This is a genomic window from Streptomyces sp. NPDC051172, from assembly GCF_040682555.1.
Lineage (GTDB): Bacteria > Actinomycetota > Actinomycetes > Streptomycetales > Streptomycetaceae > Streptomyces.
In genome coordinates, this window is record NZ_JBFBBE010000012.1 from 68,732 (window position 1) to 95,651 (window position 26,920).

Sequence of the window (26,920 nt, forward strand, 5' to 3'; positions counted from 1 at the left end):
CCCAGGAGACGGTGACGGGACGCTGGACGGCCCCGGTGACGGGGTCAGGGTAGCGGGTGGCAGATACTGGGACGCATGGCTTACGACGATCTTCGCTCCCTGCTCAGGGCACTGGAACGCGAGGGTGACCTCAAGCGCATCAAGGCCGAGGTGGACCCGTATCTGGAGGTCGGGGAGATCGTCGACCGGGTGCAGAAGTCGGGGGGCCCGGCGCTGCTCTTCGAGAACGTGAAGGGCTCCGCCATGCCCCTCGCGATGAACGTCTTCGGCACCGACCGGCGCCTGCTGAAGGCCCTCGGGCTGAAGTCGTACGGGGAGATCAGCGAGAAGATCGGCGGGCTGCTGCGGCCCGAGCTGCCGCACGGCTTCGTCGGCGTCCGCGAGGCCTTCGGCAAGCTCGGCGCGATGGCGCACGTCCCGCCGAAGAAGGTGAAGGAGGCCCCCGTCCAGGAGGTCGTCCTCACCGGCGACGACGTGGACCTGGACCAGCTGCCGGCCCTCTTCACCTGGCCGCAGGACGGCGGATCCTTCTTCAACCTGGGGCTCACCCACACCAAGGACCCGGAAAGCGGCATCCGCAACCTGGGCCTCTACCGGCTGCAGCGCCACGACAAGCGCACCATCGGCATGCACTGGCAGATCCACAAGGACAGCCGCAACCACTACCAGGTCGCGGCGAGGCGCGGCGAACGGCTGCCGGTCGCGATCGCCTTCGGCTGCCCGCCCGCGGTCACCTATGCCTCCACCGCGCCGCTGCCCGGCGACATCGACGAGTACCTCTTCGCCGGGTTCATCGCCGGAAAGCGGATCGAGATGGTCGACTGCAAGACCGTGCCGCTGCAGGTGCCGGCACAGGCGGAGGTCGTCATCGAGGGCTGGCTGGAGCCCGGCGAGATGCTCCCCGAGGGGCCCTTCGGCGACCACACCGGGTTCTACACCCCGCAGGAGCCCTTCCCCGCGCTGAAGATCGACTGCGTGACCATGCGGAAGCGGCCGCTGCTTCAGTCGATCGTCGTAGGCCGGCCTCCGACGGAGGACGGACCGCTGGGTCGTGCGACGGAGCGTTTCTTCCTTCCTCTTCTGAAGATCATCGTGCCGGACATCGTGGACTACCACCTCCCCGAGGCAGGCGGCTTCCACAACTGTGCGATCGTCTCGATCGACAAGAAGTACCCCAAGCACGCGCAGAAGGTGATGCACGCGATCTGGGGGGCACACATGATGTCCCTGACGAAGCTGATCGTGGTCGTGGACTCCGACTGCGACGTCCACGATCTGCACGAGGTCGCGTGGCGCGCGCTCGGCAACACGGACTACGCCCGCGACCTCAGCATCGTCGAAGGCCCCGTCGACCATCTCGACCACGCCTCCTACCAGCAGTTCTGGGGTGGCAAGGCAGGCATCGACGCGACGAAGAAGTGGCCCGAGGAGGGCTACACGCGCGACGGCGGCTGGCCCGACATGGTCCTGTCCGACCCGGAGACGGCGGCGAAGGTCGACCGCCGCTGGAAGGAGTACGGCCTGTGAGCAGCGCCTCCGCGGCGATCCCGCAGCCGGGACGCACCAAGGCGTTCCTCCGCCTGGTGATGATCGAGCACTCGGTCTTCGCCCTGCCCTTCGCCTACATCGCCGCGCTCACCGCGATGTTCCAGTGGGACCGGAACATCCACTGGGGGCGGCTGCTCCTGGTCACCGTCTGCATGGTGGGCCTGCGCACCTTCGCGATGGCGGTGAACCGGATCATCGACCGCGAGATCGACGCCAGGAACCCACGCACGGCACAGCGGGAGCTGGTCACCGGCGCGATGTCGGTGAAGCACGCCTGGACCGGCGCGCTGATCGCGGTCGTCGTCTTTCTCGGATCGGCGGCCCTGCTCAACCCGCTCTGCTTCGCCCTGGCCCCCATCGCGGTGATCCCGATGGTGGTGTACCCGTACGGCAAGCGGTTCACGAACTTCCCGCAGGCCATCCTCGGCCTCGCCCAGGCGATGGGCCCGGTCGGCGGCTGGCTGGCGATCAGCGGCGAGTGGTCCTGGGACGCCACGATCCTGGGCCTGGCCGTCGGCATCTGGATCGGCGGCTTCGATCTGATCTACGCCTGCCAGGACGTCGAGACCGACCGCGAGATCGGCGTCATGTCGGTCCCGGCCCGCTTCGGCATCCCCGCGGCGATCTGGGGCGCCCGGGTGTGCCACGCGGTGACCACGGCCCTGCTCGTCTGGTACGCCGTCGTCACCGACGGGGGCGGCTTCTTCTGGGTCGGCCTGATGATCGTCGCGGGCGCGTTCGTCTACGAGCACTCGATCGTCCGCCCGCATGATCTGTCCCGCCTCAACCGCGCGTTCTTCAGCGTCAACGGGTTCATCGGGATAGCCCTGTTCGTGTGTGCGCTGCTGGATCTTCTGGTTCGGGGGCTGACCGTCTGACTACGGTGCGGCCTACCATCGAGTGCAGAGAGAGGGAGGCTGACGTGACCGTCTCGGACAGCGATCGCCTGCACTCACAGCTCGCCCGGTACGAGGACATGTTCCGCGGGTATCGGATGGAGATTGTCGAGGGCAACATCGTGATGAGTCCGCTCAGGCCGTTTCACAACGAGACGATCGTGCGGCTGTGGATGCAGCTGGAGGTCCAGCTCGGCGGGGAGTGGGCCTTCATCAGCGACGTCGCGATCCCGTTCAGCGATGAATTCGAGTTCTGCCCTGACCTCGCCGTCATCCCCTCGGCCGAGAAGAACCGCAATCTGACCGCCTATTCGCCCGACCTGATCGAACTCGCCATCGAGGTCGTTTCGCCGTCCAGTGTCCGCAACGACTACGAGGTCAAGAACAAGCAGTACGCGGCGCGTGGCATCCCGAACTATCTGATCTTCGATCCTCGCGACGGGCACCTCGTCACTTTCTGGAACCCCGGCCCCGATGGCTACCAGGGCCGCGACACATTTCCCTACGGGGGCCAGGCCACCGTGGAGACCAAGATCGGACGGTTGATCATCGACACCGCCCCCCTCCCCGTGGATCCGGAAGCGCGTCCTCAGCCCTGAACGGCCCTGTGGTCGGCGCGCCGCCGGAACCAGAACGCCGCCGCAACGCCCGCCGCCAGGCCGATGAGGTGGCCCTGCCAGCTGACGCCCGTCTGCAGTGGGGACAGGCCCAGCAGGATCGAGCCGCCCCAGACCGCACCCACCAGCAGACCCACCACGACGCCCAGCGGTCGGCGCTCCACGAAGCCGCTGACCAGCAGGAAGCCGAAGAGGCCGAAGATCAGGCCGGAGGCGCCCGCCGTGTTGCTGTGCGCCGGGGCCACGAGCCACACACCCAGTCCGTCCGCCACGATGACGACCAGGCACACCACGGCGAACCGGCGTATCCCGCCCAGCGCCGCGAGGAAGCCCATGACCAGCAGCGGCACACTGTTGGCGGCCACATGGGCGAAGCCGAAGTGGATGAACGCGGCGGGCACCACATCCACCAGCTCGGAGGGTTCACGTGGCGTGATGCCGAGGCCGTCCAGCGCATGGCCGCTGAGCACGTCGACCACTTCCAGCAGCCACAGCAGCGCGACCCAGCCCACCATCAGCGTGGCCGCGGCCTTCGCCCGGTCCCCGCGCGACCACTCGAGCCCGCTGTCCGACATGGCAACCCCCACCACTCACTCGTCCCCGCCCGAAGAACGCCCGAGCCCCCTCGACCGGTTCCCATGCTGCGCGGCCGGATAGGCTCGGTGTTGTGAACCCAGCCAAGCCAGGAGAGACGGCGCGTACACCTTGGATCGTAGGGGTGTCCGGGGCCTCCGGCACGCCTTATGCCGCGTCGGTGCTGCGCGCACTCCTGGAGGCCGGCGAAAGCGTGGACCTGGTCGTCAGCCGGGCCTCGCGGCTCACGCTGCTGGACGAGACGGGGATCTCGTTCCGGGACGCGCACTGGCGGGACGACCTGCGGGAATGGCTTGGCCGGGGGGCCGAGGGCAAGCCCGGGGTCTACGACGCGGACATTGACGGCGTGCGGTACTGGCCGGCCGGCGACCTGGCCGCGGGGCCGTCCTCGGGCTCGTACCCGAGCAAGGGCATGCTGATCGTGCCCGCCTCCACCGCCTGTGTGGCCGGTGTCGCCCTCGGGCTGTCCAAGGACCTGCTCCAGCGCGCGGCGAGCGTCACGCTCAAGGAACGCCGGCCGCTGGTCGTGACCGTGAGGGAGACCCCCTTGAACGGTCAGACCCTGCGGCACCTGGTGGCACTCGACGACGCGGGCGCGACCGTGGTGCCCGCCTCGCCCGCCTTCTACGCGGGCGCCACCCACATCCAGGACCTGGTGGACTTCGTCGCCGGGCGGGTGCTGGACGCGGCGGGCGTCGAGCACGGTCTGTACCGGCGCTGGGCGGGCGAACTGGGCGGCGGGAGCGCCGACCGGTAGGGCACGCCGCAGCACCTCTCATCTACTCGGGAATCTTCAGCGGAAGGCATCGAATCGCATGGACGCGGTGGACAGGCAGCTCATCCAGGCCCTGAGGGAGAACGGCCGGGCCTCGTACGCGGAGCTGGGGCGCCTCGTCGGCCTGTCGGGACCCAGCGTCACCGACCGCATCAACCGGCTGGAGGCGGCCGGCGTCATCACCGGCTACCGCGCCACCGTGGACGCCGCCTCGCTGGGCCTCGGCGTCACCGCCCTCATCGGCATCTCGCTGTCCGACGCCGCCGACCACGAGGACGTGGCCCAGCGGATGAAGGAGCTCAGCGAGATCGAGGACTGCTGGTTCATCGCGGGCGACGACTCGTACATGCTCAAGGTGCGGGCGAGCGACGTGGACGGCCTGGAGAAGATCATCCGACGGCTCAGCGGCACCAAGGGCGTCTCCCGCACCCGTACGACGATCGTGCTGTCCACGAAGTGGGAGAACCGGGTCGGGGAACTGCCCGAAGAGGTGTGAGTCAGTAGGCGCGGAGCGCCGTTTGGGGGCACCTCCCGCCCGAAGGGTGGGGGAGTACGGTTGGGTCGAGCTGTCGTAGAAAGAGGTTGAGGGTATGGACGTCGGGCTCAAGCGCGAGCTGGAGGACAAGGTCAGGGCCGGTGAACGGCTGACCCGCGAGGACGGCATCGCGCTGTACGAGTCGGACGACCTGGCGTGGCTCGGCGGCCTCGCCCACGAGGTGCGTACGCGCAAGAACGGTGACGTGGTCCATTTCAACGTCAACCGGCACCTCAACATGACCAACGTCTGCACCGCCTCCTGCGCGTACTGCTCCTTCCAGCGCAAGCCGGGCGAGAAGGACGCGTACACGATGCGCATCGAGGAGGCGGTGAAGCTCGCCAAGGCGATGGAGGGCGAGAACCTCACCGAGCTGCACATCGTCAACGGCCTGCACCCGAACCTGCCGTGGCGCTACTACCCGCGTTCGCTGCGTGAGCTCAAGGCCGCCCTGCCGAACGTCTCGCTGAAGGCCTTCACGGCCACGGAGATCCACCACTTCGAGACGATCTCCGGGCTGAGCGCGAGCGAGATCCTGGACGAGCTGATCGACGCGGGCCTGGAGTCCCTCACCGGTGGCGGCGCGGAGATCTTCGACTGGGAGGTCCGCCAGCACATCGTCGATCACCGAACCCACTGGGAGGACTGGTCGCGCATCCACCGCCTGGCGCACGAGAAGGGTCTGAAGACCCCGTGCACCATGCTGTACGGCCATATCGAGGAGCCGCGGCACCGCGTCGACCACGTGCTGCGCCTGCGTGAGCTGCAGGACGAGACCGGCGGCTTCCAGGTCTTCATCCCGCTGCGCTACCAGCACGACTTCGTGGACATGAAGGACGGGAAGGTCCGGAACCGGCTCCAGGCCCGCACCCAGATGGCGACCGGCGCGGAGGCGCTGAAGACGTTCGCCGTCTCCCGGCTGCTGTTCGACAACGTCCCGCACGTCAAGGTCTTCTGGGTCATGCACGGCGTCCAGACCGCGCAGCTCGCGCTGCAGCACGGGGCGGACGACATGGACGGGTCGGTCGTCGAGTACAAGATCACGCACGACGCCGACAACTACGGCACGCCGAACAAGCTGACCCGTGAGGATCTGCTGGATCTGATCCGGGACGCCGGGTTCCGGCCGGTGGAGCGGAACACTCGGTACGAGATCATTCGGGAGTACGAGGGTCCCGATCCGGCTCGTCGGGAGTCGCCGCAGCCTATGCGGGTGTGACGCTTTCCGGTTCGTTCTTGGCTGCGGCTGTGTGGGGGCTTGTCGCGCCCCGCGGCGGAGCCGCAAAAAGATACGGTCCCGCGCCCCTGGGGTGGGTACCCGGGCCGCATGGCTACAGAGGCGCCCGAGGATGCCTATACCGCCGAACCCTTCCTTCCCGAGCGCGGTGGGCTTCCGGCCCTGCGTAAGGCTGCCGCCGACTGCCGGGGTTGCCCGCTGCACCGGGCCGCAACGCAGACCGTCTTCGGGGCGGGGAACGCGCACGCGCGCGTGATGCTCGTCGGGGAGCAGCCCGGGGACCAGGAGGACCGGCAGGGCAAGCCCTTCGTCGGCCCCGCGGGGAAACTGCTCGACCGGGCTCTCGCCGAGGCCGGGCTCGACCCGGCGGACGCGTACGTCACCAACGCCGTCAAGCACTTCAAGTTCACGCAGGCCGAACCCCGCAAGCGCCGTATCCACAAGGCGCCCAGCCTGCGGGAGATGACGGCGTGCGGGCCGTGGCTGGCCGCCGAGCTGGCCGTGGTGGAACCCGAGCTGGTCGTGGTGCTGGGGGCGACCGCCGGGAAGGCGCTGCTGGGCTCCTCGTTCCGGGTCACGCAGGTGCGCGGGACCGTCCTGGAGGAGGAGATCCACGGCAGGCGGGAGCGGCTCGTGCCGACCGTGCACCCCTCGGCCGTACTGCGCGCGGACGACAGGGAGGCGGCCTACCGGGGCCTCGTCTCGGATCTCGAGGTGGCGGCGCGGGCACTGTCGTAATGCGTACCATTGCCCGGTGTCCCTTACCTTCACTCTCGACCCGGCCGTCACTCCCGCTCTGCGTGACGGGATCCTCGACCTGTGGGCCGACGTCTCGAACGCGGGCGGTTCGGTGGGCTTCGTACCGCCGGTCACGACCGAGGACGTACGGCCCGAGCTGGTGAAGCACTTCGTCGCCATGGTGGAGGGGCGGAGCCGGCTGCTGGTCGGCCTGGACGAGTCGGGTGCGGTCGCGGCGACCGCCTTCTTCAGCTTCAACACCCACCGGCTGATGACGCACTGGGTGTGGCTGTACACGGTGATGGTGCACCCCCGCCACCAGGGCAAGGGGTACGGCCGTGCCCTCCTCGGCGCCGCCGAGGACGCGGCCCGCGGCTTCGAGGGCATCGACGCGATCCGGCTCACCTGCCGCGGCGGGAACGGCCTGGAGCGGTTCTACGGCTCCTGCGGCTACAAGGAGGTCGGCCGGGTCCCCGACGCCATCCGCGTGGCCCCGGACGACTACCGCGACGACGTCTTCATGCTGCTGCCGCTGGGCTGAGAGCCCGCCCACCCCCCTGCAAGATCGGGTCCCGGGCGTGCTTCACTGGACGGTGCCCTTTGGGAATGTTCGTACCGTTGACGGAAGAGTGGATTGAGATGCTCCGCTACACGCTGATGCGCCTCGGGATCTTCGCGGGCTGCTTCTTGGTCGTCTGGGGCCTCGTCTACTCCGGCATCGTCCCGCGCGGCTACGGCGCCTCCAACTTCATGTGGCTCTGCCTGCTGGCGCTGGTGATCTCCGCCCCCATCAGCTTCGTCGTCCTGCGGGGGGAGCGCGACCGTGCCTCCGTGAAGGTCGTCGAGCGGGTCGACCGGATGAAGGCCGGCTTCGCGGCGAACGCCGCCCAGGAGGACGAGGCGGACGACGCGAGCCGCTCGCAGGGCCAGGCACCCCAGGCTTCCTGACGGGGTTGCGGGCGCCCGCTCCCAATTACCCTTGCCCCATGGGTGCCGTGAAGACCAAGCGGATGCCGCGCGCGGTCCGTGAGCAGCAGATGATGGACGCCGCCGTGCGGACCTTCGGGCAGCGTGGGTACATGGCCGCGTCGATGGACGAGATCGCCGAACTGGCGGGCGTGTCCAAGCCGTTGGTGTACCTGTACCTGAATTCGAAGGAAGACCTGTTCACGGCCTGCATCCGCCGGGAGGCGACGGCGCTCGTCGAGGCCGTCCGGGCCGGGGTCATGCCCGAGCTGCCCGCCGACCGCCAGCTCTGGGAGGGGCTGCGGGCGTTCTTCACGCACACCGCGCAGAACCCGGACGGCTGGGCCGTGCTGCATCTGCAGGCCCGTACCCGGGAACCGTTCGCGGCCGAGGTCACCGCGATGCGTGAGGAGATCGTCGCGTTCGTGACGCAGCTCATCGTCGTCGCGGCCAGGGAGGCCCACCGCGACCCGAACCTCCCCGAGCGGGAGGTCGCCGGGCTCGCCGAGGCCCTGGTCGGGGCCGCCGAAGCCCTCGCCGCCTGGGCCAACGCGACCCCCGGCACCACGGCCCGCCAGGCGGCGGCCACCCTGATGAACTTCGCCTGGGCGGGCCTGGGCAACCTCATGGACGGACGGCCCTGGTCGCCGCCGCACGTCCCCGAATCATGACGAGCCGTCAGCCACCGCGAGGCCGCTGACGCTCCCGCTCACATGGACGCGGCCCCCGCTCCCGCGCAGCTCGAACCGCTCCCCGTCCGCCGCGTACGTCACCGTCCCCGGCAGCAGCACCGGCGCCCTGAACTGCGCCTCCACCCGGGCGCCTTCGGGCACGCCGTGCGCGGCGAGGCAGCGGGCCACCGTCCACATGCCGTGCGCGATGGCGCGGGGGAAGCCGAAGAGTCGAGCGGTGAGCGGGTGCAGATGGATGGGGTTGCGGTCGCCGGACGCGGCGCCGTACCGCCGCCCGACGTCGGCGGCCAGCCGCCACTCGGCCACGGCGGGCAGCTGTTCCCGGTCGTCCCTGGACGGCTCACCGGAATGCTGCGTCCGGTGCCGCGCCAGATAGGTGCTCCGCGACTCCCATACGACCTCCCCGTCGGCCCGCATCTCGGTGATCACCGAGGCCTCGGTGCCGCGTCGATGCGGCTCCAGCCCGCCGACGTACACGGCGAGTTCGTACTCCCCGGTCGCCGCGGGCGCGCGCCGCTGCGTGATCTCGATCGAGGTGTGGACCAGGCCGAGCAGCGGCAGCGGGAAACCCCGGTCGCTCATCAGCCGCATGGCCAGCGGGAAGCCCAGCACCTGCGGATAGGTCGGCGGCAGCGCGTCGTCGCCGGTCGCGAAGCCGCACACCCGCTCGTACGCCGCCAGCCGCGCGAGGTCGATGCGCAGTCCGGGCAGGACGAGCCGGCTGCGGGGGAAGTCGGCGTCCGGGCGCGGGCGTTTGAAGGGGGACAGCAGGGCGCCGCGGGCGAGCAGGGGCCCGAGGGCCGGGGTGCCGGGCAGTACGACGGACATCGACATACCGAAAACTCCCCACTGGCGCTCTGCTTACTCCAGAGTCAGGTTACCCGAGGTAAGGGCAGGTGGAGGGAGGGCAGAAGCTGAAAAGCGTTCACCATACCGTCCGGTACGGCCCTATCGGCAAGAAAAGCGACGAGCTTGCACATCCCCGACGCATCCCCGCCGCCGGACCACCTTGGAACCCACACCGGCTCATCACGGGCGCGCCGTACGATCACCTCCCCCGACCTGCGGTGACTCCCCCCGCAGGGCAACTCTGGTGAACGTCTGGAGTCGCCCGTGTCCACCTCGCAGCCGTCCGCGCCCGCCGTCGTCCACTCCACGACGTACGACGGCACGCCGGTTCTCGTGGAGCCCGTGATCCGGCGGCTGGACGGGGAGGTGCGCGAGGTCTCCGTGCCGCCCTTCGTCCCGCCGGTGACCCACGGCTCGCTCGCCGACCTGCCCTTCGATAACGCGCGTATCGCCCCGGACGACACGGTGCTCAGCCGCCGCACCGAGTCGGGCCGCTGGGCGGACGTGACGGCGGCCGAGTTCGCCGACGAGGTGCTGGCGGTGGCGAAGGGGCTGATCGCCGAAGGGCTGGTGCCGGGGGACCGGCTCGGTGTGATGGCGCGGACGATCTACGAGTGGACGCTCCTCGACTTCGCCGCCTGGGCCGCGGGCCTGGTCACCGTCCCGATCTACCCCACCTCCTCGGCCTTCCAGACCCGTTGGATCCTCCAGGACTCCAGCGCGGTCGCACTCGTCACGGAGACCGCCGCCCAGGCGGCGGCCCTCGGCCCGGAACTCGACCGGGTGCCCGACCTGCGGCACCTGTGGGTCGTCGAGAAGGGCCATGTGGAGCGGCTGGCGGAGCAGGGCGGCCAGGTGTCGGAGCAGGAAGTGGCCGTACGGCGCGGGATGTTGGTCCCCGACACGCTGGCCACGGTCGTCTACACCTCGGGCACCACCGGCCGCCCCAAGGGCTGTGCGATCACCCACGGCAATTTCTTCGCCGAGGTCGACAATGCCATTGAGCTCCTCTACCCGGTGTTCCGCTCACGGACCAGCGAAGAGGCGTCCATCCTGCACTTCCTCCCCATGTCGCACATCTTCGGTCGCATGGTCGCGGTCGCCTGCATACGGGCCCGGGTACGGCTGGGCCACGCGCCGAGCCTGAAGGCGGACGAACTCCTGCCCGACCTGGCAAGCTTCCGCCCCACCTGCCTCGTCGCCATCCCGTACATGCTGGAGAAGGTGTTCAACGTGGCTCGCGCGAAGGCCGAGACCGGCGGCCGGGTCACGTCCTTCGACCGTGCTGCGGGCGTGGCCCGGCGGTACGGGGAGGCGACGGAGGGCCGCCACGCCGGCACGGGCCCCGGCCCGAGCGCCGCGCTGAAGGCCGCCCGCGCCTTCTACGACCCGCTGGTCTACCGCCGTATCCGGGGCGCCATGGGCGGCCGGGTCCGCTACATGATCTGCGGCGGCTCCCCGCTGGGTCGCCGGCTGGCCGCGTTCTACGCCGGGGCGGGCATCGAGATCTACGAGGGCTACGGCCTCACGGAGGTGACGGGCGCGTCCACCGTGACCCCGCCGCTCAGGCCCCGGCTGGGCACGGTGGGCTGGCCCATACCGGGCACGAAGGTCCGGATCGCCGCCGACGGCGAGATCCTGCTGGCCGGTGACCACGTCCTGCGCGGCTACTGGGACCCGAACGCGGGCGGCGTCGTCCCGGCGACCGTCGACGGCTGGCTGGCCACCGGCGACATCGGCCGCCTCGACGAGGAGGGCTACCTCTACATCACCGGCCGGAAGAAGGAACTGCTGATCACGGCGGGCGGCAAGAGCGTCGCCCCGGCCCCGCTGGAGAACTGGCTCCGCGCCCACCCCCTGATCTCCCAGGTCATGGTCGTCGGCGACGCCCGCCCCTACGTCGGCGCCCTGATCACCCTGGACATGGAGGGCATCAGCCACTGGCGCCGCATGCGCGGCAAGCACCCTGTCCCGGCCCAACTGCTCCTGGACGACGACGAGTTGCGAGAGGTCCTGCAACGCGCGGTGAACGAGGCCAACAAACTGGTCTCCCGCCCGGAGTCCATCCGCCGCTTCACGATCCTCCCGGTCGACTTCACGGAGGAGGCAGGCCATCTGACTCCGTCGATGAAACTGAAGAGGGAGGCGATCGCGGAGGAGTTCGCGGAACAGATCGAGCAGCTCTATGACCCCACCGGTGCAGGAGCGCCCTGAAGGGGCGCGGGGAACTGCGCGAGCAACCACGACGGCGCGGCAGACAAGCAACGGTCAGCCAAGGCACAACCCCACCCCAAAACCCCCGGAGGGCCCGCACCAACTCCCCATGCCGGGCACGTACTATCGCGTAACCCGCGGTAACCCCGAAGCCGCACACCGCTGGTGAACGTCTCGGTACGCGCAGTACGTACAACAGCACAGCGGTACCGAGCTGCACGCCCCAGGAGCTGCCATGTCCGTGCCCGTGCCCTACCCGTCCGCATCCGACTACGACGGCGTCCCCCAGCTGGTGGAGCCCGAGATACGACGGCTGGACGGCGAAGTGCGTGAGGCGTCGGTCCCGCCGCTCGTCCCGCCGCCCACCCATGGCTCGCTCGCCGACCTGCCGTTCGACAACGCGGAGGCGGCACCCGACGCCCGCGTCCTCAGCCGCCGCACCCAGGACGGGGACTGGGCGGACGTGACCGCGGCGGAGTTCGCGGAGCAGGTCCTGGCCCTCGCCAGGGGCCTGATCTCGGAAGGCCTGGTGGCCGGCGACCGTATCGCCATCATGGCGCGGACGATCTACGAGTGGACGCTCCTCGACTTCGCCGCCTGGGCCGCGGGCCTGGTCACGGTCCCCATCTACCCCACCTCCTCCGTCTACCAGACCTGGTGGATCCTCCAGGACTCCGGCGCGGTGGCTCTGGTGACGGAGACCGCGGGGCAGGCGTCGGCCCTCGGTCCGGAGCTCAGCCGTCTGCCGGACCTGCGGCACATGTGGATCGTGGAGAAGGGGCACCTGGAGCGGCTGGCCGAGCTCGGCGCGCCCGTGCCCGACCAGGAAGTCGCGGTACGCCGCGGGATGTTGGTCCCCGACACGCTGGCCACGGTCGTCTACACCTCGGGCACCACCGGCCGCCCCAAGGGCTGTGTGCTCACGCACGGCAACTTCCTCGCCGAGGTCGACAACGCGACCGAACTCCTCTACCCCGTCTTCAAGTCGAAGTCGGAAGACCCGGCCACGCTGCTCTTCCTGCCCATGTCGCACGTCTTCGGCCGCATGGTCGCGATCGCCTGTATCCGCGCCCGGGTCCGCCTGGGCCACGCCGCGAGCCTCCAGGCGGACGACCTCCTGGCCGACCTGGGCACGTTCCGCCCGACCTTCCTCCTCTGCATCCCGTACATGCTGGAGAAGGTCTACAACAACGCTCGCGCCAAGGCGGAGGTCGGCGGCCGGGTCTCCGCCTTCGACCGCGCGGCGAGCGTGGCCGTTCGCTACGGCGAGGCGATGGAGGCCCGGCAGGCAGGCACCGGCTCCGGCCCGGGCGCCTCCCTCAAGGCGTCCCGCGCCTTCTACGACCCGCTCGTCTACCGCCGCATCCGCAATGCCATGGGCGGCCGCATCCGCCACATCATCTCCGGCGGCTCCCCGCTCGGCCGCCGCCTGGCCGCCTTCTACGCGGGCGCCGGCATGGAGATCTACGAGGGTTACGGCCTCACCGAGTCCACCGGCGCCGCCACGGTCACCCCGCCCCTCAAGCCCCGCCTGGGCACGGTGGGCTGGCCCATGCCCGGCACCAAGGTCCGCATCGCGGCGGACGGCGAGATCCTCCTCCAGGGCGGCCAGGTCTTCCGCGGCTACTGGGACCCGCACGGCGGCGGGGTGATCCCCTCCTCGGCGGACGGCTGGTTCCCGACGGGCGACATCGGCCGCCTCGACGACGAGGGCTACCTCACGATCACCGGCCGCAAGAAGGAGATCCTGATCACGGCGGGCGGCAAGAACACCGCGCCGGCACCCCTGGAGAACTGGCTCCGCTCGCACCCCCTGATCTCCCAGTGCATGGTCGTCGGCGACCGCCGCCCCTACATCGCCGCACTCATCACCCTCGACATGGAGGGCGTCAGCCACTGGCGCCGGATGAACGGACGGCACCCCGTCCCCGCGGAACTCCTCGTCGACGACGACGAGTTGAAGGCGATCCTGCAGCGTGCGGTCGACGAGGCGAACAAACTGGTCTCCCGCCCGGAGTCCATCCGCCGCTTCGTCATCGTCCCCCGGGACTTCACGGAGGAGGAGGGCCATCTGACCCCGTCGATGAAGCTGCGGCGGGAGGCCGTGATGCGGGACTTCGCTGCGGAGGTCGAGGGTCTGTACGAGCGGTGAGCCGCCCTTTGTGAATCTTTCGTACGTCCCGGCGGCATCACATCGAAACGTTTGCGTTTCGCTGCCTGGTGCGCCTAGGTTGGCGTACGAAACGGTTTCGGACCGATGGGGAGCATCATCGTGGAAGTCATCCCGGCCGCCGCTGCCGCCACCGCCCAGGCCGGGCCGCCCGGCCCCACCCAGGCTCCGTCGAAGCACCGCTGGTGGGCGCTGGCCGTGATCGGCCTCGCCCAGCTCATGGTCGTCCTCGACGCCACCATCGTGAACATCGCGCTGCCGTCCGCCCAGCAGGACCTGGGCTTCGACAACAACGGCCGGCAGTGGATCGTCACCGCCTACTCCCTGGCCTTCGGCAGTCTGCTGCTGCTCGGCGGCCGGCTCGCCGACCTCTTCGGCCGCAAGACCACCTTCATCGTCGGCATCGTCGGCTTCGCCGCCGCCTCCGCGGTCGGCGGGGCGGCCAACGGCTTCACCATGCTGGTCGTCGCGCGCGCGGTGCAGGGCCTGTTCGGCGCGCTGCTCGCGCCGGCCGCGCTCTCCCTGCTGACCACGACCTTCACCGAACCCAAGGAACGCGCCAGGGCGTTCGGCATATTCGGTGCCATCGCCGGCTCCGGCGCGGCCGTCGGACTGGTCCTCGGCGGTCTGCTCACCGAGTACCTGGACTGGCGCTGGACGCTGTACGTCAACGACGCCATCGCGGTTCCGGCGCTGATCGGCGCGGTCGTCTTCCTCGGACGCTCGATCCCGGCCGAGCGTCCGAAGCTGGACATCCTCGGTGTGGTCCTGGTGTCCGGCGGTCTGTTCGGCATCGTCTACGGCTTCGCCAACGCGGAGACGCACGGCTGGGGCAACTGGATGACCTGGGGCTTCCTGGCCGCAGGTGCCGTCCTGCTGGTGGCGTTCTTCCTCTGGCAGACCCGTGCCCAGCACCCGGTGCTGCCGCTGCGCGTCCTCGCCGATCGCGACCGCGCCGCCGCCCTGTCGACCATCCTCATCTCGTCCGCGGGGATGTTCGGCGTCTTCCTCTTCCTCACCTACTACCTGCAGTCGACGCTGGGCTATTCGCCGGTCAAGAACGGTGTGGCCTTCCTGCCGATGGTGGGCGCGCTGATGGTGCTGGCGCAGATCTCCACCAACTGGCTGGTGCCGAGGATCGGCCCCAAGATCGTCGTACCCACCGGCATGCTGATCGCCCTGGGCGGCATGATCTGGCTGACCCGCCTCGACCTGGACAGCAGCTACGCGGCGCATGTGCTGGGCCCGCTGCTGCTGCTGGGCGCCGGGCTCGGCATGTCGATGCCCGCGGCGATGAGCTACGCCACCCTCGGCGTCCAGGCGAGCGACCAGGGCGTCGCCTCGGCGGCCCTCAACACCACCCAGCAGGTGGGCGGTTCGATCAGTACGGCGCTGCTGAACACGCTGGCCGCGACCGCCGCCACCGACTACGCCAAGGACCATCTGTCCGACCCGCTGGTCAAGGCGAACGCGGCCCTGCACAGCTACGAGGTCGCCTACTGGTGGTCGGCCGGGTTCTTCGCCTTCGCCGCGGTCGTCACGGCCCTGCTGTTCCGCGCGAAGAGGAACGCGAGCGAGCCCGCGGAACAGGCCGAGACGCGGACCGAGATGCAGGTCGAGGCCCCCGTTTCGGACGTCCCCGTGGCCGTGACCGCCGTCCGTGCGGACGTGGCCGTCATCCGCGGACAGGTGCGCAACGGCACGGGCGTCCCCGTTGCCCGCACCGCGATCACCCTCCTGGACACGGCGGGCCGCCAACTGGCCCGCGCGGTCTCCCGCGAGGACGGCACATACGCGGTGGACACCGCCGAGCGCGGCAGCCTCGTCCTCATAGGCTCGGCACCCGGCTACCAGCCGCAGGTCGTCACGCTGGCCCTGAACGGCGCACCGGTCTCCCACGACTTCGTGATCCTGCCCAGCCCGGGCGGCCTGGCCGGCACGGTGTACGGCGGCGACGGCGAGGTCCTGCCCGGTGCGCTGGTGGTGGCCACCGACCAGCGCGGCGACGTGACGGCCTCCACCACCACCGCGACGGACGGCGGTTACGGCATCGGCGACCTGCTCCCCGGCGACTACACGCTCAGCGTCAGCGCCCCCGGCCATCGCCCGGCCGCCGTACCGGCCACGGTCACCGCCGAGACCGCCCGCTGCGACGTCCGGCTCGTCGCTGCCGCGACCCTGCGGGGCACGGTGCACACTCCGGACGGGCGTGCGCTGGACGACGCCCGGGTCTCCCTCATCGACGCCGCCGGCAATGTCGTGGGGACCCGCACCACGAGCGTGGACGGCAGTTACGCCTTCACCGACCTCTCCAGCGAGCAGTACACCGTGATCGCCAGCGGCTACCCGCCGGTGGCCACCCAGGTCACGCTGAACGGCAGCCAGGAGAGCGTCGACATCCAGCTGGGCCACAAGGAGGCCTAGCACCCACCGACCCCCATACGGCAGCGTCCGCCACCCCGGATCTTAGGGCGGCGGACGCTGTCGTATCCGTCCCGATCCAGTACCTATGGGGTAAATCCCGGCGACGGCTCTACGGGTGGCAGGGCGCCGTACCGGATGTACCACTCGGTGGACATCACCCGGGCCCGCTCGGCCGCCGGGAGCGCGGCGAGCCGCCCCGGCAGGGCGCCCCGCTTCACCTCGCTGCGATGAGCCATGATCGCGTCCAGTTTCTGCTCCACCCATGGCCCGACATCCGCGGCCACCGCGATCCACGCGTCCGGCACGCTGTACACCGCCCTGCCGGGCCGGAGCAGGATGTCACGGCCCAGCGCCCGTACGGCGGAGTCGGGGTGCGTGGCCAGGTACAGGGCGCTCGGCCGTCCGGCGGCGTGGACCGCGAGAACTGTCACCCGGTGGGCGCGCACATGGTCCGGGTGACCGCTCAGCCCGCCGTACGCATCATGCGTGACGACGATGTCCGGCTTGAACTCCCGGATGTGCGCGACCAGTTGCCCGACCGCCTCGTCCAACGGCACATCGCAGAAGCGCGGGGCACCCGGCGCCGACTCCGGCACGCGCGCATCGGCGTAACCCATCATCCGTGGCTTCCCCGCACCGAGAATCCGCAGCGCTTCGGCCAACTCAGCGGCGCGCCAGGTGCCTTCGGCCCAGGTCGCGGTGACTACGGCGGTGCGCGCTCCCGAGGCCGCGTGTTGGGCGAGTACACCACCGGCGGAGAGGGATTCGTCGTCGGGGTGCGCGAAGACGGCGAGGAGGCTGGGGAGGGGCATCGCCGAGGTTACCTACCGGCGAGGAAGGCCGACCAGGTGGTGGGGGAGAGTGTGAGGTGGGGGCCGGTGGGGTTCTTGGAGTCACGGATGTGGATGGCGTGGGGGCAGGCGGAGACCTCTACGCACTCGCCGCCCTCGCCGCCGCTGTGGCTCGACTTGCGCCAGGAGTAGGCGACTTCGAGGCAGTCGCCTCCTTCGCCGCCGCTGTAGCTGGACTTGAACCAGGCGAGTTGCTCGTTGTTCATAGCTCCTCCAGCTTCTTTTCGATCAACGTCCGGGACTCCGCGGGAGTGAGGGCCATCGCTCGCATGATCCCATAGCGATCGGCGATCTTCCGTACCTCTTCCGGGTCGGTGATCAGCCGCGGATACCCCTGGATCTCTGTATACGCCACCTGTCCGTGCCCCTTGGGTACCAGCAGGTTGAACGCCCCATCCATGTTGGGGTGTTCAACCAGCTCTGTCGGCATTACCTGGATTTCCACGTTCCGCATGCGCCCGACCTGCAGCAGGTGCCGAAGCTGGTCGGCATGCATGCGTCGCCCTCCGATCGGCCGGTCTAGCACAACCTCTTCGAGGACGTAGCTCACGATCGGTGCTGGCCGACGCTCGAAGACCTGCTGCCGGGAAAGCCGGTCCGCGACCCGCTTCTCGATCGTCTCCTCGTCCAGAAACGGCCGCCGTTTCGCGAACACGGCCCGTGCATGGTCCTCGGTCTGGAGCAAGCCCTGCATCGCGTAGCAGCTGTAGTGGTGCAGCTCAACCGCCTCTGCCTCCATTGCCGCATAGCTCCGATACCACTCCGGATGCCGCGTCCGCGTCTTGCTCATCGCCCGCTCGACGTCGGGGATCACCTCCTTCAGCAGCCCGCCCGCATCCAGCAGCGGATCCGCCTTCTCCAGGAACTCCGGCCGGGGAACCCGCACACCCCGCTCCATCGCGGAGATCTGGTCGGGCCCGTACCCGACCATCTGCCCGAACTCCTTCTGCGTCAGCTCCTTCCGCTCGCGCAGCAGCCTGAGCATCCTGCCCAGCGCGCTGAAGAGTTCCGTCGTCCCGTCGGCCTCCGCAGGCGTCTCCGGCCTCTGCTCCCGCACATCCGTCACGTACGCCACCGCCCTCACACCGTTGTGGTCACGGCCGACCACCCGACTCCCCACCTCTCGAAGCCGTACTGCTACGCAGAGTCGTGCTGTCGCCCCTGGTCAGCGTAAAGACAACCCACCACGCTCAGTCACGTGAACGCCGAAATCTCCACCCCTCTGACCGCCCCCACCGCCGAACTGACCCAGCGCCTGAGCGCAACGCCTCGCGGCGCCCGCCTGGCCAGACGGCTCACCGCACAGCAGCTCGCGGCCTGGGGGCACCCCCACGACACCGACGTGAACGACACGGCCCGACACCTCGTGGCCGAACTCGCTGCCAACGCCGTCACCCACGGCCGCGTCCCCGGACGCGACTTCGAACTCCGCCTGCTGCTCCTCCCGGAGGGCACTCTCCGTATCGAAGTGAGCGACCCGCGCGCGGACCGCCAACTCCGCTTCGTCAACGAACCGGACGGCGAGGGCGGCAGAGGGCTACTGCTCGTGACGCTCCTCGCCCGCACCTGGGGTGTCTCGGAGCGCACCGTGGGCAAGACGGTCTGGGCCGAGATCGCCCTGCGCTGAAGAGCCGGCGCCCCGTCGCCCGCCCCGGCCTTCCGCCACCGTGTCCGCGAACGCCCGCGCCGCCGGGCTGAGCGCGTCCCACCGCCGTACGGCCCACCCCACCCGCAGCCGCCGCAACGCGGGCACCGGAATCAGCCGCAACGCCCCTTCGCCGGGAACGGCGAGCCCCGACAGTGCTGGTACGACCGCCCGCCCCACCCCCAACTCGGCGAGCAGCAGGGCCGTGTCCCAGTCGGCGATGCTCATGTCGCCGCCGAGGCGTAGGCCCAACTCCTCGCAGGCGGCGTCGAGTTGGAGGGCGGCCGCGGAGTTGGGTGGGAGACGGATCACCCGGAGGCTGTTCAGCTCCGCGGCTTCCAGGGACGGCCGCCCCGCCAGCGGGTCGTCGTCCCTCACCGCCAGCACCCATGGCAGCTCCGCCACCGTCCGCTGCTCGATGCCCCGGGCGGGCGGACCGAGGGTGATCCAGGCCAGGTCCAACGTGCCGTCGGTCAGCGCCTCGAAGCTGCCGCGCCCCGAACTCACCGTGCGGAACTCCAGGTTGACCTTGGGGTGGCGCCGCCGGAACTCCACCACCGCGTCCGACATGAAGTGCCGTACGGTCGTCGCCCCGGTCGCCACCCGGACGTACCCGCTCTCGCCGTCGACCAGGTCGCGGAGTTGCCGCAGGGCCAGGTCGAGTCCCGAGAGCCCCTCGGTCGCCGCCGCCTCCAGCACGCGCCCCGCCGCCGTCGCCGCGACCCCCCGCGCCTGCCGCTCCAGCAGGGCGACTCCGGTCTCCCGCTCCAGCCGTTTGACGTGCTGACTCACCGCCGACTGGGTACAGCCCAGCTCCCGGGCCACCGCACTCAGACTCCCGGCCCGGCACACCGCCACGAACACCCGCAGGTCATCCAGCGTCATAACACCCAAGATAATCCTTGGTTTTGACGACAAATACCAAGGATTGACTGCACCCACACCGCCGTACGACGATCTCCCGCAGGGCAGCCCAGGCGGCAACCCGCTCCACACCCTCCAGCCGACGTCCGGACCAGGCGGGGGAGTGGGAGCGGGTGCCGACCGCACGGGCGTCGTCGTCGAAGGGAGCCGGTCCGTGCCATCACGTCCATCGCTCAAGCCCAGGCACTCCTACGACGGCGCCGACACCGCCCCGCACCCCGGCGGCCTGCTCATCGCCCACCTCGACCGCGTCCGTGCGCGGCTCGCACAGTGGAGGGCCCGCCCGGCCCTGCAACTCGCGGGCCTCTGCCACGCCGCCTACGGCATCGACGGCTTCCCCGTCGCCCTGCTCCCTCTCGACCGGCGTGCCGAACTGGCCACGGCGATCGGCCCGGAGGCCGAGGCGATCGTGTACTTCTACGCGAGCTGCGACCGCACGGCCACCTACTCCTGCCTCGCGGGCCCCGGCTCCGCCGCGGTCTTCTCCTTCCGGGACCGCTTCACCGGCCGGACCTACGTCCCGGACCTGCGCCTTCGTCAGGACTTCGCCGAACTGACTGCGGCCAACGAATTCGACCTCGCCCGCAGGGCCCGCTCCTTCCGCGACCGCTGGGCTCCGCACCTCCTCGCCCTGTTCACTTGCCTCCGCCCCCTCCTGTCCGATCCGGCCTGGCTGGACTGCCTCGCGGTGCTGAAGCCCCGGCCCTGAGGTCAGGGTTACAGTCAAGTCGCGCCAGAGCATGACGAGTTGGTGACGTCCGAACCGGCTGCCGCCGAAGGGGATCCCGCCCGCCAGGGAGGGCCCGCCCCTTCTCCGGAGCTGCTCGACCTCTACGAGATGGCCGTCGAGATGTCGGACCGCGTCTCCGCCCGGCGCGGTGCCGCGAACGCCTTCTTCCTCTCCGTCCGGACCGCTCTCCATCTCCTTCGTCCGGTCGCTCCAGTTACGCAGTTACCGTGTCCTCAACCGAGCGAAACTGGACATCATCAATGCCGTCGAACCGCAACTCCCGCTCCAGGTCTTCAGTCGGGAGTGGGAAATCCTGGCGAGGAATCCTGACGGACCGTGGTGGACCTGGCACACCGAGTCGGGTGCGACCGAACGGAAAGTCCCCTGGATATTTGCGGCATTGGACGCACGTCTGTTCATCGGCATACTTTGCACGTGAGTTATCTACGCGCGGACGCCGGTCTGATCCGCGAATTCCTGCCGCTTCAGGCCCGTCCCCCAGCGGACGCCGACGGTCTCTTCCTCGTCTACGCCGTCCTCATGCGGGCCAAAGGGGAACAGGTCACCGCGGTCGATGTCCACGACGCCTGGGCCGTCTGGACGGAGACCCGGAACCCGGACCACGCCGCACTCGTCCCCTTCGACGAGCTCTCCCCAGTCACCCAGCGCGAGGACGAGCCCTGCGTCCAGGCCATCCAGGCGGCGGCCCGGGTTCGCACGAAGGAAAGGCCCTGAGGAATTCCTGAGGCTGGCGACATGGAATTTTATTCGCGGCCGTCCGCCGGAATTCCTCGTACTCCCTGTACTGCCTACGGCTTTCGGGCGGTCAGGAACGCCTGCGGGGTCGTCTCGCCGAGTTCCTCATTCGTCTCCCGCACGGTCTGTGACAGCAGCGTGAATCCGGCCTTCGTCAACAGCGCGGCCATGTCGTCCGGTTGGCGGCGCTGGAAGCCCAGCGACACCTGATGGCCCCACGGCCGGTCGTGATACCGGGTCCGATCGCCCACCTGGAAGGCGACCAGCATGTGGCCGCCCGGCGCCAGCACCCGGTGGAACTCCGCGAAGAGGGACGGCAGTCGGTCCACAGGGGTGTGGATCGTCGAGTACCAGGACACGGCCGCTGCCAGCGCCCCGTCGGGAAGGTCCAGCTCCAGCATCGACCCCCGCTCGAACCGGAGCCCGGGGTTCTCGCGCCGGGCGATCGTGAGCATCGACTCGGACAGGTCGAGGCCGAAGACCGAAAGGCCCAGTGAGGAGAGGTGTGCGGTCACCCGCCCCGGGCCGCAGCCGAGGTCGGCGACCTGCCCGCCCCCGCCCCGGCTCACCAGCTCGGCGAAGCCGGCCAGCACCGCCCCGTCCCGAGGCTCGGTGCGCTCCTGGGCGAACATGACGGCGTAGTCCTCGGCGATCGCGTCGTAGAAGGTACGAGTGGTGGTCACGAAGTCGGTGTCGGTCATGGGCCCGACGTTATCGACGCCCACTGACAACGCCCCCCGAGCGCTGCCTTCATGCCGCCCAGGCCATCCGCAACACCGCCGTCGCCACCGCAGCCCCCAGCACCACCACCACGAACGGAGCCCGCCGCCACGCCAGCACCCCGGCGACCACCACCCCGGCCGGTCGCGCCCACCCCGCGAAACCTCCGCCCTCCGTCAGCGACCCTGTCGCCAGCAGTGCCACGAGCAGTACGACCGCGCCCGCCGACAGCAGCTCCTGGACCCGCGCCGGGAGCTCCACGCGTCCGTGCAGCGCCGGGCCGACCAGCCGGAAGGCGTATGTCCCGACCGCCAGGGCCAGGATCATCGCGACCGTGGCGTTCATGCGGAGACCTCCTTGCGGCCGTGCAGGACCAGCCCCGCCGGCGCCAGCAGCACCGGCACCCCCGCCGGGACGAACGGCGTCACCGCGAGGGCCAGGGCGGCGCCGAGGAGCGCGGACCGCCGTATCCGGGCGTCCGCCCGCAGGGTGGGCAGCACCAGAGCCACCAGCACCGCGGGAAAGGCCGCGTCCAGGCCGTACGTCGCCGTGTCGCCCAGCGCGCTCCCGGCCAGCGCTCCGGCCAGGACACCCACGTTCCATACGACGAACAGGCCGATCCCCGAGACCCAGAACGCCCTCCGCCGCCGTACCGGATCGGCCTGGGCCAGGGCGAAGGCCACCGTCTCGTCGGTGACGAGATGGGCGCCGATCAGGCGGGTGAGGCGGCCCGGCCCGAGGGTGTCGGCGATGGCGAGGCTGAAGGCGGCCGTGCGGGTGTTGAGGAGCAGACCGGTGGCCGCCGCGGCGATCGGGCCGCCCCCGGCCAGCAGAACGCCGACCGCGCTGAACTGGGCGGAGCCCGCGTAGACCACGAGGGACATCACCACCGGCACCCACACCGGCAGACCCCCGGCCACGGCGATCGCGCCGAAGGAGACACCGACGATGCCGCTGGCGAGCCAGACGAGGGAGGCGTCCCGGACCAGATCCCGCGGCGGGGTGGAGGCCGGTGTTCCGGGCACTCGGGGCGTTCGCCATGCCGTACGCATGTTCTCTAGGGTGAACAGAAGCACCCTCGTTCGTCAAGGCGAACGAACGTACCGATGGAGCGAACATGACGTCCGATCTGCCACCCCGGCTCCCCCTGGACTGGATCGCGGCCGCGCTGCGGCGCGAGCGCACCCGCGCCGGGCTGTCCCTCTCCGAGCTGGCCAAACGGGCCGGGATCGCGAAGTCGACGTTGTCGCAGCTGGAGGGCGGGAGCGGAAACCCGAGCGTGGAGACGCTCTGGGCGCTTGGGGTGGCCCTGGGAGTGCCCTTCAGCGTGCTGGTGGAGCCGCCCGCCCCTGCCGTGCACGTGATCCGGGCGGGAGAGGGGCCGGTCGTGGCCTCCGAACGGGCGGACTACCGGGCCACCCTGCTGTCCGCGAGCCCGCCCGGCGCCCGGCGTGACATCTACCACCTGCGCGCGGAGCCGGGACCCGCCCGCGAGTCGGAGCCGCACATCCCGGGCACGGTGGAGCACCTGATCGTGAGCGCCGGAAGGGTGAAGGCCGGCCCGGCGGGGGAGACCGAGGAGCTCGGGCCCGGGGACTACATGACGTATCGCGGGGATGTGCCGCACTCGTACGAGGCGCTGGCGCCCGGGACGACGTTCGTGCTGGTCATGCAGCACGTGTGAGCCGTACGGGTCATGTTCGGGAAAAGGCAGGAGCCCCACTGCCTTGCGGCGCGGGGCTCCTTGGGTACTGCTCTCAGTTCCGGATCAAAGCACCAGGCTCCGAGACCGAATCAGACGGGGGTGACGTTCTCCGCCTGCGGGCCCTTCGGGCCCTGGGTCACGTCGAAGGAGACCTGCTGGTTCTCCTCCAGCGAGCGGAAGCCGCTCGCGTTGATGGCGGAGTAGTGGACGAACACGTCCGGACCGCCACCTTCCTGGGCGATGAAGCCAAAGCCCTTTTCGGCGTTGAACCACTTCACGGTTCCGGTAGCCATAAGCCCTCCTTGGGCCCAAAGGGTTGCCCTGCTCCAGAACCTGCAAGTGTGAAAACAGTGCTGCACAACTGCATACGTCTGAAAACGACGAGAGCCCGCGGTTACATGCTCCGCAGGCTCTGTACTGCAAGGGAAACCAAACTGCAACTTGCGGCGAGCCTAGCACGCGGGCAGCCGAAAGCAATAGAGGGCAAGATCACGTCACCCGGACGTTTGAAGGTCTCGCAGTGGGATTGACGTGACACCGGTGACGGTGCCGCACCACCCTGAAGGCTGCACCGTACCTCATAGGGTCTAGCCTCGCGATGTGGACAATTCTCGCACCCGGCCGCGCGTCGGCCACATCCAGTTCCTGAACTGCCTGCCCCTGTACTGGGGGCTCGCGAGAACGGGCACGCTCCTCGACTTCGAGCTCACCAAGGACACCCCCGAGAAGCTCAGCGAGCAACTGGTGCACGGGGACCTCGACATCGGGCCCATCACCCTCGTCGAGTTCCTCAGGAACGCGGACGACCTGGTCGCCTTCCCGGACATCGCGGTGGGCTGCGACGGCCCGGTGATGTCCTGCGTGATCGTCTCGCAGGTCCCGCTGGACGAGCTGGACGGCGCCCGGGTCGCGCTCGGCTCGACCTCGCGCACCTCCGTCCGCCTCGCCGAGCTGCTGCTGGCCGACCGCTACGGCGTCCAGCCCGACTACTACACCTGCCCGCCCGACCTCAGCCTGATGATGCAGGAGGCCGAGGCGGCCGTACTCATCGGGGACGCGGCCCTGCGGGCGAACCTGCTCGACGGGCCGCGCTTCGGCCTTGAGGTGCACGACCTCGGCACGCTGTGGAAGGAATGGACCGGGCTGCCGTTCGTCTTCGCGGTCTGGGCGGCGCGCCGGGACTACCTCGAGCGCGAGCCGGAGATCACCCGCAAGGTCCACGAGGCCTTCCTCGCCTCCCGCAACCTCTCCCTGGACGAGGTCGGCAAGGTCGCCGAGCAGGCGGCCCGCTGGGAGGACTACGACGAGCGGGTCCTGGAGCAGTACTTCACGACGCTGGACTTCCGCTTCGGGGGGCCGCAGCTGGCCGCGGTCGCCGAGTTCGCCCGGCGGGTCGGGCCGACGACCGGCTTCCCGGCCGACGTGAAGGTGGATCTGCTGCAGCCGTAAGCCGTACGGGAACGGCGCACTACCCTTTTCTCGTCGTTACGGGGGACACGGGGGAGGGATGGACGCCATGCAGCCGCTCGGAGCCGACGAGCCCACCGTCATGGGGCCCTACCGGCTGCTCGGCCGGCTCGGCTCCGGCGGGATGGGCCGCGTCTACCTGGGACGCAGCGCCGGGGGCCGCACGGTCGCGGTCAAGATCGTGCACCCGCACTTCGCGCTCGACGAGGAGTTCCGCGCCCGCTTCCGCCGTGAGGTGGAGGCCGCGCGGCGGGTGGGCGGCGCATGGACGGCTCCGGTGCTCGACGCGGACCCCGGGGCGGACGTCCCCTGGGTGGCCACGGCGTACGCGGCGGGCCCGTCGCTGGCGGCGGCGGTCGCGGACGGCGGCCCGCTGCCGGCTCATTCGGTACGGGTGCTGGGTGCGGGGCTGGCGGAGGCGCTGGCGGCGGTGCACGAACTGGGCCTGGTGCACCGGGACGTGAAGCCGTCCAACGTCTTGCTGACGCTCGACGGCCCGCTGCTGATCGACTTCGGCATCGCGCGGGCGACCGACGGTACGGCGTCCCTGACGTCCACCGGTGTGTCCATCGGCTCCCCCGGTTACATGTCGCCCGAGCAGATCCTGGGGAAGGGGGCCACAGGGGCGGCCGACGTCTTCTCGCTGGGCGCGGTACTGGCGTATGCGGCGACCGGAGAGCAGCCGTTCCCCGGCGACTCGTCCGCGGCGCTGCTGTACAAGGTCGTCCACGAGGAGCCCGAACTCGGCTCGCTGAGCGGTGAGTTGCGGGAGGTGGTGGAGGCGTGCCTGGTCAAGGAGCCGGGCCGGCGGCCGACGCCCGGTGAGCTGGCACGGCGGCTCGCTCCCGAGGGGGCGGCGCGGCTGGTGGCGAGCGGGTGGCTGCCGGGGACGCTGGTGGAACAGGTGAGCCGCAGCGTCGTGAAGCTGCTGAACCTGGAGGCGGGGGACGAGGCGCCCTCGGGGCCGGTGGAGTTCAGCAGCCCCTCGGTCGGGGATGCGGTGACGGCGGGTGGCGAAGGGGCCGGGCGGTCGACGGCCGGCCGGGCGTTGGCCGGGCAGCCGACGACGGGGGAGTTCGGGCCTGCGCCGGTGATGCCGGGGGCTGCGGCTTTCTCCGCCCCCTCGGTTTCCGCGCCTGCGCCTGCCGTTCCTGTCCCCGCCGCTTCTGTCTCTGCCCTTCATGCGCCTCCCGCCTCCGTGCCCGAGCCGCGGGACGCGCCTCCCGTCGAGCAGGGTCCGGGCAGGCTTTCCGTGTCCGTTGCGGCGACGTCCGTGCCGGGGGAAGGCGGGCGCGGACGGCAGCTGAGCTGCACGGTGGCGCTGGCGGTGGCCGGGGCGCTGGCGGCGGTGACGGTGGGGTCGGTGTTCCTCTTCGACCTCTTGCCGGGCAGAGTTGAGAACAACGCGGGCAGTTCCGGCAGCGGTGCGCGCCCCCCACAGCCGGGCGCCACATCGAGCGCCTCACCCACCGGCGACCCCACCGCCGCCGACGGCGCCACCGGGTCCGCCGTGCCCGCCGGCTACCTCGGCACCTGGGAGGGTCAGGGCCTCGTCCTCAACGGCGCCCTGCCCGCGGGCACCTTCCGGGTGACGGTCCATCAGGCCGGTGTGGGCGGGGAGGTGGGCCGAGTCCGGCAGACCGACCAGCTCGGGGGCGTCTGCAACGACGTACTGACCCTGAAGAAGGTGACGAAGCAGGAGCTCGTGACGACGTCGGTGGGCGCCAAGTCCAATCACACCGGGTGCAACCCGGTGGCGCACACGGTGCGGTTGGCCCGGGTGGGCAACGACCTCAAGTACATGTCGGACAGCGACGCCGAGGGCAAGCCCACGGCGCGGATGTCGAAAGTCGAATAGACGAAGCGC

29 protein-coding genes are annotated in these 26,920 nt (G+C 70.3%); 19 read left to right on the forward strand and 10 right to left on the reverse strand.

Going from position 1 to position 26,920, the window contains the following annotated elements:
* The first annotated feature begins 75 nt into the window (after positions 1-75).
* Genes AB0N07_RS09825 through AB0N07_RS09835 form a run of 3 tightly spaced genes read left to right on the forward strand, consistent with a single transcriptional unit; the run spans position 76 to position 3,043 of the window.
* Complete coding sequence (locus AB0N07_RS09825; protein WP_365833713.1) at positions 76-1,527, forward strand: menaquinone biosynthesis decarboxylase; 1,452 nt, start codon at positions 76-78, stop codon at positions 1,525-1,527.
* Positions 1,524-2,426: a menaquinone biosynthesis prenyltransferase MqnP gene (gene mqnP, locus AB0N07_RS09830; protein ID WP_365833714.1), complete on the forward strand. Its 903-nt coding sequence runs from the start codon at positions 1,524-1,526 to the stop codon at positions 2,424-2,426. Before AB0N07_RS09825 ends, mqnP begins: the two co-directional genes overlap by 4 nt.
* Positions 2,427-2,470: 44 nt before the next feature.
* A complete protein-coding gene (locus AB0N07_RS09835) occupies positions 2,471-3,043 on the forward strand; it encodes a Uma2 family endonuclease (protein ID WP_365833715.1) in 573 nt (190 codons plus the stop codon).
* Here the strand turns inward: AB0N07_RS09835 and AB0N07_RS09840 are convergent.
* Entirely contained in the window at positions 3,034-3,636 is a 603-nt protein-coding gene (locus AB0N07_RS09840; RefSeq protein WP_365833716.1) for a rhomboid family intramembrane serine protease, read from the reverse strand. The genes AB0N07_RS09835 and AB0N07_RS09840 overlap by 10 nt on opposite strands.
* 92 nt (positions 3,637-3,728) lie before the next feature.
* Between AB0N07_RS09840 and AB0N07_RS09845 the strand changes: the two genes are divergently transcribed.
* From AB0N07_RS09845 to AB0N07_RS09875, 7 genes are all read left to right on the forward strand, one after another.
* A complete protein-coding gene (locus tag AB0N07_RS09845) occupies positions 3,729-4,412 on the forward strand; it encodes a UbiX family flavin prenyltransferase (RefSeq protein ID WP_365833717.1) in 684 nt (227 codons plus the stop codon).
* A 58-nt stretch (positions 4,413-4,470) separates the two neighbouring features.
* A complete protein-coding gene (locus AB0N07_RS09850; RefSeq protein ID WP_365833718.1) occupies positions 4,471-4,926 on the forward strand; it encodes an Lrp/AsnC family transcriptional regulator in 456 nt (151 codons plus the stop codon).
* 94 nt (positions 4,927-5,020) lie between these two features.
* Positions 5,021-6,184 carry an aminofutalosine synthase MqnE gene (gene mqnE / locus AB0N07_RS09855; protein ID WP_365833719.1) on the forward strand — a complete coding sequence of 388 codons (1,164 nt, stop codon included), beginning with the start codon at positions 5,021-5,023 and terminating at the stop codon, positions 6,182-6,184.
* A 108-nt stretch (positions 6,185-6,292) separates the two neighbouring features.
* On the forward strand, positions 6,293-6,940 hold the full coding sequence (locus tag AB0N07_RS09860; protein ID WP_365833720.1) for a UdgX family uracil-DNA binding protein: 648 nt from the start codon (positions 6,293-6,295) through the stop codon (positions 6,938-6,940).
* Positions 6,941-6,956: 16 nt separating this feature from the next.
* Positions 6,957-7,481 carry a GNAT family N-acetyltransferase gene (locus AB0N07_RS09865; protein WP_365833721.1) on the forward strand — a complete coding sequence of 175 codons (525 nt, stop codon included), beginning with the start codon at positions 6,957-6,959 and terminating at the stop codon, positions 7,479-7,481.
* Positions 7,482-7,579: 98 nt separating this feature from the next.
* Entirely contained in the window at positions 7,580-7,888 is a 309-nt protein-coding gene (locus AB0N07_RS09870; protein WP_365833722.1) for a DUF4229 domain-containing protein, read from the forward strand.
* A gap of 38 nt (positions 7,889-7,926) precedes the next feature.
* Entirely contained in the window at positions 7,927-8,577 is a 651-nt protein-coding gene (locus AB0N07_RS09875; protein WP_365833723.1) for a TetR/AcrR family transcriptional regulator, read from the forward strand.
* Here the strand turns inward: AB0N07_RS09875 and AB0N07_RS09880 are convergent.
* The gene (locus AB0N07_RS09880; RefSeq protein WP_365833782.1) at positions 8,572-9,426 is read right to left on the reverse strand and encodes a MaoC/PaaZ C-terminal domain-containing protein; all 855 of its coding nucleotides are present in this window, start codon (positions 9,424-9,426) and stop codon (positions 8,572-8,574) included. The genes AB0N07_RS09875 and AB0N07_RS09880 overlap by 6 nt on opposite strands.
* A 285-nt stretch (positions 9,427-9,711) precedes the next feature.
* Between AB0N07_RS09880 and AB0N07_RS09885 the strand changes: the two genes are divergently transcribed.
* The 3 genes from AB0N07_RS09885 to AB0N07_RS09895 all read left to right on the forward strand — a co-directional run bounded on the left by AB0N07_RS09885 (position 9,712) and on the right by AB0N07_RS09895 (position 16,255).
* On the forward strand, positions 9,712-11,661 hold the full coding sequence (locus AB0N07_RS09885; protein WP_365833724.1) for an AMP-dependent synthetase/ligase: 1,950 nt from the start codon (positions 9,712-9,714) through the stop codon (positions 11,659-11,661).
* A 235-nt stretch (positions 11,662-11,896) separates the two neighbouring features.
* Positions 11,897-13,813 carry an AMP-dependent synthetase/ligase gene (locus tag AB0N07_RS09890; RefSeq protein WP_365833725.1) on the forward strand — a complete coding sequence of 639 codons (1,917 nt, stop codon included), beginning with the start codon at positions 11,897-11,899 and terminating at the stop codon, positions 13,811-13,813.
* Positions 13,814-13,942: 129 nt separating this feature from the next.
* Complete coding sequence (locus tag AB0N07_RS09895; protein ID WP_365833783.1) at positions 13,943-16,255, forward strand: MFS transporter; 2,313 nt, start codon at positions 13,943-13,945, stop codon at positions 16,253-16,255.
* Between the two features lie 83 nt (positions 16,256-16,338).
* On the opposite strand, the gene AB0N07_RS09900 is transcribed toward AB0N07_RS09895, so the two are convergent.
* The 3 genes from AB0N07_RS09900 to AB0N07_RS09910 are packed head-to-tail and all read right to left on the reverse strand — an operon-like array spanning position 16,339 to position 18,163.
* Positions 16,339-17,067 (reverse strand): PIG-L deacetylase family protein, encoded by a 729-nt coding sequence (locus AB0N07_RS09900; RefSeq protein WP_365833726.1) that lies wholly within the window; start codon positions 17,065-17,067, stop codon positions 16,339-16,341.
* A gap of 8 nt (positions 17,068-17,075) precedes the next feature.
* Entirely contained in the window at positions 17,076-17,312 is a 237-nt protein-coding gene (locus AB0N07_RS09905; RefSeq protein WP_365833727.1) for a DUF397 domain-containing protein, read from the reverse strand.
* Entirely contained in the window at positions 17,309-18,163 is an 855-nt protein-coding gene (locus AB0N07_RS09910; RefSeq protein WP_365833784.1) for a helix-turn-helix transcriptional regulator, read from the reverse strand. Before AB0N07_RS09910 ends, AB0N07_RS09905 begins: the two co-directional genes overlap by 4 nt.
* 141 nt (positions 18,164-18,304) lie before the next feature.
* Here AB0N07_RS09910 and AB0N07_RS09915 point away from each other — a divergent pair, with 141 nt between their 5' ends.
* Positions 18,305-18,733, forward strand: a complete 429-nt coding sequence (locus AB0N07_RS09915; RefSeq protein ID WP_365833728.1) for an ATP-binding protein — start codon at positions 18,305-18,307, stop codon at positions 18,731-18,733.
* Here the strand turns inward: AB0N07_RS09915 and AB0N07_RS09920 are convergent.
* Positions 18,644-19,636 (reverse strand): LysR family transcriptional regulator, encoded by a 993-nt coding sequence (locus AB0N07_RS09920; protein ID WP_365833729.1) that lies wholly within the window; start codon positions 19,634-19,636, stop codon positions 18,644-18,646. The two genes, AB0N07_RS09915 and AB0N07_RS09920, sit on opposite strands and share 90 nt — an antisense overlap.
* A 193-nt stretch (positions 19,637-19,829) precedes the next feature.
* Between AB0N07_RS09920 and AB0N07_RS09925 the strand changes: the two genes are divergently transcribed.
* Both AB0N07_RS09925 and AB0N07_RS09930 read left to right on the forward strand, forming a co-directional pair.
* On the forward strand, positions 19,830-20,384 hold the full coding sequence (locus tag AB0N07_RS09925; protein WP_365833730.1) for a DUF6817 domain-containing protein: 555 nt from the start codon (positions 19,830-19,832) through the stop codon (positions 20,382-20,384).
* A 456-nt stretch (positions 20,385-20,840) separates the two neighbouring features.
* The gene (locus tag AB0N07_RS09930; protein ID WP_365833731.1) at positions 20,841-21,140 is read left to right on the forward strand and encodes a hypothetical protein; all 300 of its coding nucleotides are present in this window, start codon (positions 20,841-20,843) and stop codon (positions 21,138-21,140) included.
* 74 nt (positions 21,141-21,214) lie between these two features.
* Here AB0N07_RS09930 and AB0N07_RS09935 read toward each other — a convergent pair whose 3' ends face one another.
* From AB0N07_RS09935 to AB0N07_RS09945, 3 genes are read right to left on the reverse strand one after another with little or no spacing between them, the layout of a single operon-like run.
* Positions 21,215-21,862 (reverse strand): class I SAM-dependent methyltransferase, encoded by a 648-nt coding sequence (locus tag AB0N07_RS09935; RefSeq protein ID WP_365833733.1) that lies wholly within the window; start codon positions 21,860-21,862, stop codon positions 21,215-21,217.
* 49 nt (positions 21,863-21,911) lie between these two features.
* A complete protein-coding gene (locus tag AB0N07_RS09940) occupies positions 21,912-22,226 on the reverse strand; it encodes an AzlD domain-containing protein (protein ID WP_365833734.1) in 315 nt (104 codons plus the stop codon).
* A complete protein-coding gene (locus AB0N07_RS09945) occupies positions 22,223-22,933 on the reverse strand; it encodes an AzlC family ABC transporter permease (protein ID WP_365833735.1) in 711 nt (236 codons plus the stop codon). Before AB0N07_RS09945 ends, AB0N07_RS09940 begins: the two co-directional genes overlap by 4 nt.
* A gap of 65 nt (positions 22,934-22,998) precedes the next feature.
* Between AB0N07_RS09945 and AB0N07_RS09950 the strand changes: the two genes are divergently transcribed.
* Positions 22,999-23,565 carry an XRE family transcriptional regulator gene (locus tag AB0N07_RS09950; RefSeq protein ID WP_365833736.1) on the forward strand — a complete coding sequence of 189 codons (567 nt, stop codon included), beginning with the start codon at positions 22,999-23,001 and terminating at the stop codon, positions 23,563-23,565.
* A 110-nt stretch (positions 23,566-23,675) separates the two neighbouring features.
* Here AB0N07_RS09950 and AB0N07_RS09955 read toward each other — a convergent pair whose 3' ends face one another.
* Complete coding sequence (locus tag AB0N07_RS09955) at positions 23,676-23,879, reverse strand: cold-shock protein (protein ID WP_003992177.1); 204 nt, start codon at positions 23,877-23,879, stop codon at positions 23,676-23,678.
* A gap of 307 nt (positions 23,880-24,186) precedes the next feature.
* On the opposite strand from AB0N07_RS09955, the gene AB0N07_RS09960 reads away from it, so the two are divergent.
* Both AB0N07_RS09960 and AB0N07_RS09965 read left to right on the forward strand, forming a co-directional pair.
* Positions 24,187-25,035 (forward strand): menaquinone biosynthesis protein, encoded by an 849-nt coding sequence (locus AB0N07_RS09960; RefSeq protein WP_365833737.1) that lies wholly within the window; start codon positions 24,187-24,189, stop codon positions 25,033-25,035.
* Between the two features lie 67 nt (positions 25,036-25,102).
* The gene (locus tag AB0N07_RS09965; RefSeq protein ID WP_365833785.1) at positions 25,103-26,911 is read left to right on the forward strand and encodes a serine/threonine-protein kinase; all 1,809 of its coding nucleotides are present in this window, start codon (positions 25,103-25,105) and stop codon (positions 26,909-26,911) included.
* Positions 26,912-26,920: the final 9 nt, after the last annotated feature.

Coding starts and splice junctions, on each gene's coding strand:
- AB0N07_RS09825 (WP_365833713.1), top strand. CDS start 76: ATGGCTTACGACGATCTTCGCTCCCTGCTCAGGGCACTGGAACGCGAG.
- AB0N07_RS09840 (WP_365833716.1), bottom strand. CDS start 3,636: ATGTCGGACAGCGGGCTCGAGTGGTCGCGCGGGGACCGGGCGAAGGCC.
- AB0N07_RS09850 (WP_365833718.1), top strand. CDS start 4,471: ATGGACGCGGTGGACAGGCAGCTCATCCAGGCCCTGAGGGAGAACGGC.
- mqnE (WP_365833719.1), top strand. CDS start 5,021: ATGGACGTCGGGCTCAAGCGCGAGCTGGAGGACAAGGTCAGGGCCGGT.
- AB0N07_RS09860 (WP_365833720.1), top strand. CDS start 6,293: ATGGCTACAGAGGCGCCCGAGGATGCCTATACCGCCGAACCCTTCCTT.
- AB0N07_RS09870 (WP_365833722.1), top strand. CDS start 7,580: ATGCTCCGCTACACGCTGATGCGCCTCGGGATCTTCGCGGGCTGCTTC.
- AB0N07_RS09875 (WP_365833723.1), top strand. CDS start 7,927: ATGGGTGCCGTGAAGACCAAGCGGATGCCGCGCGCGGTCCGTGAGCAG.
- AB0N07_RS09880 (WP_365833782.1), bottom strand. CDS start 9,426: ATGTCCGTCGTACTGCCCGGCACCCCGGCCCTCGGGCCCCTGCTCGCC.
- AB0N07_RS09890 (WP_365833725.1), top strand. CDS start 11,897: ATGTCCGTGCCCGTGCCCTACCCGTCCGCATCCGACTACGACGGCGTC.
- AB0N07_RS09900 (WP_365833726.1), bottom strand. CDS start 17,067: ATGCCCCTCCCCAGCCTCCTCGCCGTCTTCGCGCACCCCGACGACGAA.
- AB0N07_RS09905 (WP_365833727.1), bottom strand. CDS start 17,312: ATGAACAACGAGCAACTCGCCTGGTTCAAGTCCAGCTACAGCGGCGGC.
- AB0N07_RS09920 (WP_365833729.1), bottom strand. CDS start 19,636: ATGACGCTGGATGACCTGCGGGTGTTCGTGGCGGTGTGCCGGGCCGGG.
- AB0N07_RS09935 (WP_365833733.1), bottom strand. CDS start 21,862: ATGACCGACACCGACTTCGTGACCACCACTCGTACCTTCTACGACGCG.
- AB0N07_RS09940 (WP_365833734.1), bottom strand. CDS start 22,226: ATGAACGCCACGGTCGCGATGATCCTGGCCCTGGCGGTCGGGACATAC.
- AB0N07_RS09945 (WP_365833735.1), bottom strand. CDS start 22,933: ATGCGTACGGCATGGCGAACGCCCCGAGTGCCCGGAACACCGGCCTCC.
- AB0N07_RS09950 (WP_365833736.1), top strand. CDS start 22,999: ATGACGTCCGATCTGCCACCCCGGCTCCCCCTGGACTGGATCGCGGCC.
- AB0N07_RS09955 (WP_003992177.1), bottom strand. CDS start 23,879: ATGGCTACCGGAACCGTGAAGTGGTTCAACGCCGAAAAGGGCTTTGGC.
- AB0N07_RS09965 (WP_365833785.1), top strand. CDS start 25,103: ATGCAGCCGCTCGGAGCCGACGAGCCCACCGTCATGGGGCCCTACCGG.